Source organism: Jatrophihabitans sp. (assembly GCF_036389215.1).
GTDB lineage: Bacteria > Actinomycetota > Actinomycetes > Mycobacteriales > Jatrophihabitantaceae > Jatrophihabitans_A.
In genome coordinates this window covers 1-9,012 of the sequence record NZ_DASVQG010000231.1, presented here as the reverse complement: position 1 = coordinate 9,012, position 9,012 = coordinate 1, and the positions used below count along the sequence as shown (strand labels likewise).

The 9,012-nt window shown below is 68.7% G+C and carries 13 protein-coding genes and 1 tRNA gene; 2 read left to right on the top strand and 12 right to left on the bottom strand.

The window, feature by feature from the left end; genetic code table 11:
* The 6 genes from VF542_RS12870 to bcp all read right to left on the bottom strand — a co-directional run.
* A partial coding sequence (locus VF542_RS12870; RefSeq protein WP_408652105.1) for an RskA family anti-sigma factor occupies positions 1-442 on the bottom strand: 442 nt, incomplete at its 3' end.
* Positions 439-1,032, bottom strand: a complete 594-nt coding sequence (gene sigK / locus VF542_RS12865) for an ECF RNA polymerase sigma factor SigK (RefSeq protein ID WP_408652104.1) — start codon at positions 1,030-1,032, stop codon at positions 439-441. The genes sigK and VF542_RS12870, both read right to left, overlap by 4 nt.
* Positions 1,033-1,373: 341 nt before the next feature.
* Positions 1,374-1,976, bottom strand: coding sequence for a hypothetical protein (locus VF542_RS12860; protein ID WP_408652103.1), 603 nt, complete (start codon positions 1,974-1,976; stop codon positions 1,374-1,376).
* On the bottom strand, positions 1,969-2,697 hold the full coding sequence (locus VF542_RS12855) for a PD-(D/E)XK nuclease family protein (protein WP_408652102.1): 729 nt from the start codon (positions 2,695-2,697) through the stop codon (positions 1,969-1,971). The genes VF542_RS12860 and VF542_RS12855 overlap by 8 nt, the downstream gene beginning before the upstream one ends.
* 70 nt (positions 2,698-2,767) lie before the next feature.
* A tRNA-Leu gene (locus VF542_RS12850) sits at positions 2,768-2,840 on the bottom strand.
* A gap of 14 nt (positions 2,841-2,854) precedes the next feature.
* Positions 2,855-3,334 carry a thioredoxin-dependent thiol peroxidase gene (bcp, locus tag VF542_RS12845; RefSeq protein WP_408652101.1) on the bottom strand — a complete coding sequence of 160 codons (480 nt, stop codon included), beginning with the start codon at positions 3,332-3,334 and terminating at the stop codon, positions 2,855-2,857.
* Positions 3,335-3,416: 82 nt separating this feature from the next.
* Here bcp and VF542_RS12840 point away from each other — a divergent pair, with 82 nt between their 5' ends.
* Positions 3,417-3,659 (top strand): DUF3618 domain-containing protein, encoded by a 243-nt coding sequence (locus VF542_RS12840; RefSeq protein ID WP_408652100.1) that lies wholly within the window; start codon positions 3,417-3,419, stop codon positions 3,657-3,659.
* A 47-nt stretch (positions 3,660-3,706) separates the two neighbouring features.
* Here the strand turns inward: VF542_RS12840 and VF542_RS12835 are convergent, their stop codons facing one another.
* From VF542_RS12835 to flgN, 6 genes are all read right to left on the bottom strand, one after another.
* The gene (locus VF542_RS12835; RefSeq protein ID WP_408652099.1) at positions 3,707-4,360 is read right to left on the bottom strand and encodes a hypothetical protein; all 654 of its coding nucleotides are present in this window, start codon (positions 4,358-4,360) and stop codon (positions 3,707-3,709) included.
* 87 nt (positions 4,361-4,447) lie between these two features.
* On the bottom strand, positions 4,448-4,750 hold the full coding sequence (gene csrA / locus VF542_RS12830) for a carbon storage regulator CsrA (RefSeq protein ID WP_408652098.1): 303 nt from the start codon (positions 4,748-4,750) through the stop codon (positions 4,448-4,450).
* A gap of 45 nt (positions 4,751-4,795) precedes the next feature.
* Entirely contained in the window at positions 4,796-5,278 is a 483-nt protein-coding gene (fliW, locus tag VF542_RS12825) for a flagellar assembly protein FliW (protein WP_408652097.1), read from the bottom strand.
* Positions 5,275-6,156 (bottom strand): flagellar hook-associated protein FlgL, encoded by an 882-nt coding sequence (flgL, locus tag VF542_RS12820; protein ID WP_408652096.1) that lies wholly within the window; start codon positions 6,154-6,156, stop codon positions 5,275-5,277. The genes fliW and flgL overlap by 4 nt, the downstream gene beginning before the upstream one ends.
* Positions 6,156-7,508, bottom strand: a complete 1,353-nt coding sequence (gene flgK / locus VF542_RS12815) for a flagellar hook-associated protein FlgK (RefSeq protein WP_408652095.1) — start codon at positions 7,506-7,508, stop codon at positions 6,156-6,158. The genes flgL and flgK overlap by 1 nt, the downstream gene beginning before the upstream one ends.
* A gap of 88 nt (positions 7,509-7,596) precedes the next feature.
* Positions 7,597-8,079 (bottom strand): flagellar export chaperone FlgN, encoded by a 483-nt coding sequence (flgN, locus tag VF542_RS12810; RefSeq protein ID WP_408652094.1) that lies wholly within the window; start codon positions 8,077-8,079, stop codon positions 7,597-7,599.
* A gap of 312 nt (positions 8,080-8,391) precedes the next feature.
* Here flgN and VF542_RS12805 point away from each other — a divergent pair.
* Positions 8,392-9,012, top strand: a 621-nt coding sequence (locus tag VF542_RS12805; protein WP_408652093.1) for a sigma-70 family RNA polymerase sigma factor, incomplete at its 3' end; no start/stop codon positions are given.

The following is a 9,012-nucleotide window of genomic DNA, read 5'->3' as shown; positions in this document are numbered from 1 at the left end:
GGACGTCCGGCGCGCTCAGCAAGCTCTGCACCACGGAGGCGCGGGCTGCCCGCTGGGCCTCGCGGTGCTGGGAGTAACCCCAGGCCGAGACGGCGATGGCGATCAGCGCGCAGGCCGCGGCCACCCCCTGCCACAGCACTTGGCCGCGGGTCCGGCGCAGCGGCCGGACGTTGCTCTCCTGGACATTGGAACCGCGCGTGCCCTCAGCCAGCGGCGGCAGCGGCCGGCTCTGCGCGACGGCGCCGAGCACGGCGGCCCGGAGCTGCGGCGGTGGGATGACCTCGTTCAGGTGGCTCAGCTCGGCGGCGGTCTCACGCAGCCCGCGTACCTCCTGGGCGCATTCGGCACAGGTTCGCAGGTGCTCTTCGAACACCTCGCGCTCGTCGTCGTCGAGCGCGTCGAGTGCATAGGCGCCGGCCAGCACGTTCAGCTCGTCGGTCATGCCATCACCCCCAGTGCGTCGCGCATCCTGATCAAGCCGTCCCGTATTCGAGTCTTCACCGTGCCCAGCGGAACCTTGAGCAGCTGTGCCACCTCGGTGTGGGTGTAGCCGCCGAAGTAGGCCAGCGTCACGGCCTCTCGCTGTGCCGGGGTCAGATCATCCAACACCCTGCGTACTCGCTGCGCTTCCAAACTGGTCTGCACCTGCTCGCTGACCGAGTCGTACGGCCGCTCTTCGTGCAGCAGGGCGTACTTGTCGTCGCGCACCATCGACGACTGGGCCGAGCGGACCCGGTCGACCGCACGGCGATGGGCGATCATCAGCAACCACGGCAGCACGCCGCCCTTGCCGGCGTCGAAGCGGGCCGACTGCCGCCACACCTCCAGGTAGATGTCCTGGGTGACCTCGGCGGCCTGGGCAGGGTCGCGGATCACCCGCAGCACCATTCCGTACACCCGCGGCGAGGTCTGGTCGTAGAGCTCGGCAAAGGCCTGCTCGTCGCCCCGCGCCGCGGCGGTCACCAGCTCTTCCAACGTCGGGGCTGCGGGCCCGGCGTCGGAAGCTCCGGAACCGGACCGCTCGAACCACATGGCGGTCATGCTAGGGCCGGCTCCGGGCGGTGCCGAACCTGCTGATCCGGTCTGCCCAACTTCACCGGCGTGCCGGGTTGAGTTGCGCGGGTACGGACCATGCGAGTAGTTCGGAACCCTCTGCCATTGCGGATTGCGGCAGGCCCGCATCCTCGAGGCCGGGATTGCTCCCGGCTCCCGCCGCGACCACCGACACCGGTCCGCGAGCGGTTGGCATGTGGCAGTAAGCCGAATCAAACCGCGCGAGGATCGGCTGGTGGTAGGTCGGGTCGGCAATAGCTATGGCGCGCGGCGGGGAGTCACGGACCGCTCGGCTATTGGTTCGCTGCCGGGACCAGATCCTATCGTTCCGGCCTCGTCACGTCCGCGGAGTGCAGTTGGTCCAGGACTGCCGCGGCGATATCCCACAGCTGTCGGAAGGCCTCGACTGCCTGCCGGGCAAGCCCAGCCGGATCCAACGACTGGGCTGTCGCCGGCGGCGTCACATACCGCCAGAATGGCCAGTGGTAGGTCATATCTCCCTTCAGCGCGGACCGGACAGGACCGAGCGCCGCAGCGATGTCACTGCGCCGTTCTTGGTCCTGCACGGTCTCCGCTATCAGGATGCCGACGAATGGCCACTCATTCCGGCTGGCGGTAAGCAATCGGGCTCGCTCCCACTGGATCACGACGCTGACGTCGGCCAGCCCTTGGTGTTGCCACGAGCGATGCCGTAAGCCGACCCTGGGCCATGATCCGGATTCCAGCTCAGCGGCGTCGGGCTCTGCGCCGAGTTCCTCAGCGAGGTCCTCCATCTCCAGGCTGAGCGCGACCAGACATCGGTCCAGCAGTTGACGACCTTCCTGGCGAAGCGCGGCCCAAGTCTCGATGTCAAGGCGGTGGTCGAGGTAGAACCACGCCTTCGCGTCAGCGGGGTCACGGGGCGGAGACAACGGCTCAGACAAGGTGGTAGGCCTCCAGGGTCTCGAGGTAGTCGTGTACGCCGGCCGATATTCCAGATCTCGTAGCGGCAGCATTCCGGATAAGGGTGGCGACCTCGCGCCAGGTGAGCCCGCGCCACTGCGCGTGGCTCTCATGCGCACTACGAGGATCGCGGGCGCCGCGGGTGAGAAAGACGAAGGAGGGCGCGGCTTCGTCCTTCCAACGCAGGTAGAGCCGGTCGAGCTGCCGCTCCTGTTCGGGCGCGTAGGTCTTGGCCTCGACGACAATCGTCCAGTCGCTGCCGTAGACGACAAGGTCAGCACGTGTCTCAGTACGCAACTCTTCGACGGTGATACGAACACGACCGTCGACGGACCCGCCGATGCCGAGGCGGGTGAGCAGGCCGGCAAGCACGCCTGTGCCGAGACCGTGGTGTCCGTCCGGACGCAGTAACCAGGCCAGCGCCGCGGTCATCGCCAACTCCCGGTACTGGACATCGATCGCGGCGAGCAGCGTGCGGGGGCCGCCGCGCCAACGTCCAGCTGCCACCAGTTCCTGCTGCGTCGAGCGCATCTGCCGTAGTCGGTCCCCCCAGGCTAGGAGGTCGGAGGCATCCCGCGCTTGGTCGTTGGCGATGACGGCGTGCCAGCCGGCGACTGCGCGTTCGTAGTTCTCACGCCACTGTTCGATGTTGACGGCGGGCAGGTTCGCGGCGCTCAGGGGGCTCCCCTTGCTAGCAGTCATCTCGGAAGTACACCCGTTCAGGTCTTACCCAGGTCGCGCACCCGGTCGGCGCAACCGCCTCTGGAAAAAGTAGGGCCGGGGGGAGTCGAACCCCCACTGTCACGGACCTAAACCGTGCGCCTCTGCCTTTGGGCTACGGCCCCGTCGCCCGCCGAGCCTACTGGCTTGCCGCCAGGCCCAGATCGCGGCGCAGCTTGGCGACGTGGCCGGTGGCCTTGACGCCGTACTGGGCGAGCTCGACCTTGCCCTCGGGGTCGATCACGAAGGTCGAGCGGATCACGCCCTGCATGGCCTTGCCGTAGAGCTTCTTCTCGCCGTACGCGCCGTAGGCGGTCAGCACCTGCCGGTCGGGGTCGGACAGCAGCGGAAAACTCAGCCGCTGGTTGTCGCGGAACTTCACCAGCTTGGCCGGCTTGTCCGGTGAGATGCCGAGCACCGCGAAACCCTCGTCGGCGAAGCTGTCCAGGGTGTCGCGGAAGTCGCAGGCCTGCTTGGTGCATCCCGGCGTGGAGGCTGCCGGATAGAAGTAGACGATGACCCGCCGGCCGCGGAACTCGGCCAATGACACCGGTCGGGAGTCGGCATCGGGGAGGGTGAAGTCAGGTGCCGGGTCACCGGCGGCGAGGCGTTCGGTCATCCGCACACGGTAGCGGGCCGCCGGCCGGTTTGGCCGGGTGGATACGCTGGCCCTTCCAGCGAACTGTAACGAAGGAGCCATGGTGGCGACCCAGCGCGACGCGAGCGAGATCCGATCAGAGATAGAGCAGGCCCGCGACCAGCTCGCGGTGACCGTCGACCAGCTCGCCGATCGGTTGGCTCCCAAGCGGCTCGTCGACGACGTCAAGACCAGCCTGAAGCAGAAGGCGCTGACGCCGCAGGGCAAGGCCGTCCTCGGTGGCGCCGGACTGCTGCTGAGCGTGCTGATGATCCGCAACCTGCGGCGCAGCCGCCGCAACCGCTAGACCGTCCCAGCCCCTAGATCGTCGCAGGCCCTAGATCGTCCCAGCCGCTAGGGCTTCGTGCCGGTCCGCCCTGAGCCGGGCTCGGCGGCCGCCAGCTGTCCGAGCTTGCGGCGGAGATCCTCCACCCGGGGCACCGGGCGGTGGAACAACAGGACGACTTCCAGGCCGAGGTCCTGCCGCGCCGTGGGCTTGCCCTGCAGGACGTAGCCGCCGATGTCGTAGCTGTCGCCGGCCAGGTCGATCCGCACCTGCACGGGGATGCGCGGCCGGCACAGCGCCCGGTGCGCGGCGGGCACCACGCCGCGCAGCGCGGCCTCACTCAGGTCGATGAGTTCGGCGGAGGTCTCGACAGGCTCGCCCCCGGCGCCGTCATAGCCGATGGTGAGGCTGGCATCGAACCTGGTCCGGGCATAGCGCCGGCGCTCCTCGCGCCACGCGGTGCCCTCGATCTGGACGGCCAGCAGCTCCACCTCGCCGGAGGGGGAAAGGCTCAGCAGCATCACCGGTAGCACCAGCAACGAGCTGTCATCCGGCCAGGTCACCAGCAGCCGGGTGCCGATTGCGAAGGGGCCGGCAGGCAGGTCTTGCGGCGGCTGCAGAAAGAGCACGCCGGGCTGGGATCGAACCACCTCACTGCGGTAGGCGCGGCCCTGCTGGTCGCGCAGCACTACCGACGTGCCGTCCGCCGGTACGTCGGTCATGGCTTACCGGCCGTTGCCGCGCTCACGGGCGCCATCGTAGGGACAGGGTGGCCGCTCCGCAGTGGAACGGCCCGATCCGCCAGCCGGTCAACCCCGCGGGGCTGCCGCGGCGCCCGGATCGGTATCGCCGCCGGCCGCCGCGCTCGACCCCCCGCCGTCGACAGGGGTGCCCAGGGCACCGCGCAGCGCGTCGACCGCGTCGTCGGTACTCGAGACTGCCTGGGCATTGGATCGCTGTATTTCCTCGTAGATTTCCTTGCGGTTGACCTTGACCGAACGGGGAGCCTCGATGCCGATCCGGACCGCGTCGCCGCGAACCTCGAAGACGGTCAGGACGATGTCATCGCCAACGACGATGCTCTCGCCGACACGGCGGGTCAGAATCAGCAAGGCGACGCTCCAGCAAGCAGTGGGCCGGGTCCGGCACCGACAACGCTAGCCTGCCTGTTGCAACAGCGGGGCGCGCAGGGGCAGATCGGCGTCGGCGAGCACCAGTTGCTGGGCGGTGCCCCGGTCGGCGGCGATCACGATCGGCGCCAGCAGGTTGGCGGTGGCGTCGGTGATGCCGTTGGTCACCGTGACGATGACCAGCAGCAGCACCTCGTCGCCGTCCGCCACCCCGAGGGCGCTGACGTCGGATGCGTCCAGCAGCGGCGCGTAGTCCGGGAAGAAGCGGCCAGGGGAGGCCACCACGAACCGCAGTCCGGGCGTCTTGGCCGAACGCAGCGCGAAGAGCACGCCATGGGCGTCCAGGGCCGAGACGGTGAACTCCCGCTCGTCCTCGAAGCCGGGAATCGGCGTCGCGAAGGTGATCCGCTCCGGCAAGGTCACGGCCCTGGGCATTCCTCCCAGGTCGCTCCGCGCCTCGCTCGCGCCTCGCTCGATGCTCACTCCTACGGTGCTGTGCTTCACGCTCACCTCAAGAAGTCCAGTAGCGAGATCTGACTGACCTTCGCCGTCGTGGCCAGCGCGGCTTGATAGGCGGCGTTGGCCGAGGTCACCTGAATGGCCATGTCGGCCAGGTCGATCTCCTGCAGATCCGAAAGCTGCGACCTCAGCTGGACCAGGTTGGTGTTCGCGGTGTTCTGCACGCTCTGGATCCTCTGGTACTTGGCCCCGGCCAGGGACTGCTCGTTGGTGATGCTGACCTGCCGCGCATCCAGCTGCTGCAGGTTGGCGCCCAGCCCAGCCGGGTTGGTGCGCAGGTTCGCCGAGATATCGGTGAGCAGGTCGAAGAGATTGCTGCCGTTGGCGCCGAAGGCCGCCGTGCCCGGGGTGTTGAGGTCGATGGCATTGTTCGGTCCGACGGTACGAGCCACCGTGCCGGTGTCGCCGACGTAGCTGCCGGCAGCGTTGAACGCCACCCCACCGGCAGTGGTACCGCCGAAGACCGGGCGGCCCAGGTAGCTGGAGTTGGCCAGCGACAGCAGCGAGGCCCGGGCCTGGTCGACCTGCTGGGCCAGCGCCTCGTTGGAGGTGGCGTTGCCGGTGCCGGTGTTCATGCCCTGCAGCACCAGCGAGCGGACCTGCTGCAGCTGGTTGGTGATGCTGTGCAGTGAGCTGTCGACCGTGGTCAGCCAGCCGAGCGCGTCGTTGGCGTTGGCCTGGTACTGATTGACCTGCTTGAGCTGGGAGCGCAGTTGCAGGGCGGTGACCGTGCCGGTGGGGGAGTCCGACGGCTTGGTGATCTGCCGGCCCGAGGTGATCTGCTGCTGCAGGCTGGCCAGCCGGGAGGAATCGGCCTGCAGCCCGGCCAGCGCGCCCCGAGAGGCCGAGCCCGCGGTGACTCTGATCATTACAGGCCCACCCGTCCGGTGTGGCTGATCAGGGTGTCCAGGATCTCGTCGACCGTGGTCAGCACCCGCGAGGAGGCCTGGTAGGCGCGCTGATAGGTGAGCAGGTTGGTGGTCTCCTCGTCGAAGCTGACGCCGGCCGAGGACTGGGCGAGCTCGTCGACGCTGTTGGTGACCGCCTGCTGGACCGCGGCCTGCTGGACGGCCCGCTGGACGTCGGTGGCCAGGGTGCCCACCAGGGTGCGGTAGGCGGCGTCCGCGCCGGAGTTGGAACTGCCCAGCTGGGACAGCCCCAGTGCCGTCGAACCGTCCAGGTTGCCACCGGGCGTGCCTGAGGCGGCCAGGTTGGCCGGGTTCGTGACCGCTACCGACAGGGTGGCGGCGGTGCCGCCGGCGAACAGCGGGCCACCGGGGTTGCCGGCCAGGTCATAGCCGCTGGTCTGGCTGGCGTTGACGGTGCTGGCCAGCGCCGCGGCGACGGCGTCGAGCTGGGCGGCGTAATCGGGCAGCGTGGTGGTGAGGCTGTCGACCAGCCCCTGCAGCGAGCCGCCGGCCGTGCCGGCCGGGGTGCCGCCGACCAGGATCTGGTTGCTCGGGCTCACCGAGACGGAGCTGGCCGTGGTGGAGGCGACCAGGCTCTGGCCGCCGACGCTCACGGTGGCGGTGCCGTCGGCCAGGATGGTGGTCTGGGCGCCGGCCAGGTCGGCCAGCTTGAGGAGCAGCCCGTCGCGCTGGTCGGCCAGGGCGTTGGTGTTGGTGCCGCTGGCCGTGGCGATCGCGATCTGGCCGTTGAGCTGGGCGAGCGCGGTGGCAGCGGTGTTGATCTCCACGGTGGCCGCGGTGGCCTGCTGGGACACCGACTGGGTCAACCGGGCGAGGTTCGCGCTGCTCTGGTTGAGGCTGCTGGCAAGGCCGGCCGCCTTCTGCAGCACCACGTTGCGCGCGGCCAGGTCACCGGGGTTGTTGGCCACCGCCGCCCAGGAGTTCCAGAAGTCGTTCAGCTGCTCGGCCAGGCCGTGGTCGCTGGGCTCGTCGAAGAGCGTCTCGGCCGAGGACAGCACGTTCGCGGTGGTCTGCCGGTAGCCGTTGTCGCCGTGCTCGGCGCGAGCCCGGACGTCGATCATCGGGTCGTTGAGTCGGGTGGTGCCTGACACGGTCACCGAGCCGTTCGGGTGTTGGGTGGCATAGAGCGCCGCCACCCCGGTCACCGGGCCGACCGCGGCCAGTTCAGCGCGCTGCCGGGTGTAGCCGGGGGTGTTGGCGTTGGCAATATTCTGGCCGGTGACCTCCATGCCGTAGCGCTGCACGTTCAGTGCGGCCAGGGCGTTGGTCAGGCCCGAAAACGAACTGCTCATGACCGATGCTCGCTCATGACTCGCTCGCTCTTCGCGCGAGCGCTCATCGCTGGATTCGCTGCGCTCCTCGCTCCGCTGCGATGCTCGCTCATGCCTGCTCGTCCATCAGCATGGGGCCGTTGGGGGTCGCGGCAGCCGAGCCGTGCGAGTCATAGGTCTGCACGGACTGGCTGACCGAGAGCAGCGTCTGGCGAACCGCGCGGGCGCCGGCGGCGAGCAGTGCCCGGTTGTGTCCGGTGGCACCTTCCACCTCGGCGACCAGCTGCAGCAGTGCCTGCCGGTGTTCCCCGAACAGCGTCGCCCACGGCTCGGGCGCGAGCGCTGCCAGCTCCGCGAGCGTCGGCGGGGCCGGCAGCCCGAACTCGTCGGCGATCACGTCGACCTCTGCCGCCCGCAGCACCTCGGTGCCACGCAACTGTTCGAGGGCGATCTCGATCTCGTCGTTGGCCTGAGCCAGCCAGCGGGTATGCCCAGCACTGACTATCAGTTGCTCCTCGACGAGCTTGAAGAGCAGTAGTTGCAGCGCTTCCCGCTCGCGCCACAGCAACGTCGATACCTCGGAGAACCCCATGGTTTTACTTCCCGTAGTCGTCAACATTGACTACCTCACACTCCCCTCGGGTTCAAGCAACTGATCGGCAGCAGGCAGCCGGACTTGAACAGTGCGGGGTCCACCCAGGAGGCAAACCGGGCATCGGGAGCGACACGCCTGTTGTGGCGCAGATCACAGTAACTCTCTGTAGGCGAAACTTAACGCAAGTAATACATTAAACCCTGGTTAAGTTAGCGGGGTCGATCTTAACCGGCTGTAATCGAAGACTGATCCGTGTGCCAGCAAAGTGCGCAAATCACCAGCAGCACCACTGCCAGGAGAAGAGTAGCGATGACGATGAGTTACAAGGCCCCCGCCTCGGTCCTTGCCGCGCCGGCTAGTTCAGCTGCCGCGAAGGTGTGCCCCCCCGAGGTCGAGGCTCTCGTCCGGGAGAACTTGGCACTCGTCGGACACATCGTCCGCGAAACCATGACTCGGCTGCCGGCCCACATCGGCCGCGATGACCTCACCTCGGCGGGAATGACCGCCCTGGTGCTGAGCGCCCAGAGCTATGACGAGTCCCGCGGGGTGCCCTTCGCCCGCTTCGCCGCCATCCGGATCCGCGGTGCCCTGGTCGACGAGCTGCGCTCGATGGACTGGGCCAGCAGGTCGGTCCGCGGCCGGGCTCGCGAAGTCGAGGCGGCTCGCAACCAGCTTGCGGTGACCCTCGGACGCTCGCCCCGCCCGCACGAGGTCGCCGAGACCATCGGCGTCAGCATCTCCGAGCTCGGCAACATCGACGCCGACGTGCACCGTGCCAGCGTGCTCAGCCTGCAGGGCTTCGCCCCCGAGACCGGTGCCGCCATGGTGGCCGACGGCCAGCGTGGCCCGGAGCAGCTGCTGCTGGACCGTGAGCAGCTCGGTTACCTGCACGACGCCATCGCCGAGCTCCCCGAGCGGCTGCGCCACGTC

What these genes read in the sequence shown, in the direction of transcription:
- VF542_RS12855 (WP_408652102.1), bottom strand. Translation starts at nt 2,697, where the DNA reads ATGACTGCTAGCAAGGGGAGCCCCCTGAGCGCCGCGAACCTGCCCGCC.
- flgL (WP_408652096.1), bottom strand. Translation starts at nt 6,156, where the DNA reads ATGATCAGAGTCACCGCGGGCTCGGCCTCTCGGGGCGCGCTGGCCGGG.
- flgN (WP_408652094.1), bottom strand. Translation starts at nt 8,079, where the DNA reads ATGGGGTTCTCCGAGGTATCGACGTTGCTGTGGCGCGAGCGGGAAGCG.
- flgK (WP_408652095.1), bottom strand. Translation starts at nt 7,508, where the DNA reads ATGAGCAGTTCGTTTTCGGGCCTGACCAACGCCCTGGCCGCACTGAAC.
- sigK (WP_408652104.1), bottom strand. Translation starts at nt 1,032, where the DNA reads ATGTGGTTCGAGCGGTCCGGTTCCGGAGCTTCCGACGCCGGGCCCGCA.
- VF542_RS12835 (WP_408652099.1), bottom strand. Translation starts at nt 4,360, where the DNA reads ATGACCGACGTACCGGCGGACGGCACGTCGGTAGTGCTGCGCGACCAG.
- bcp (WP_408652101.1), bottom strand. Translation starts at nt 3,334, where the DNA reads ATGACCGAACGCCTCGCCGCCGGTGACCCGGCACCTGACTTCACCCTC.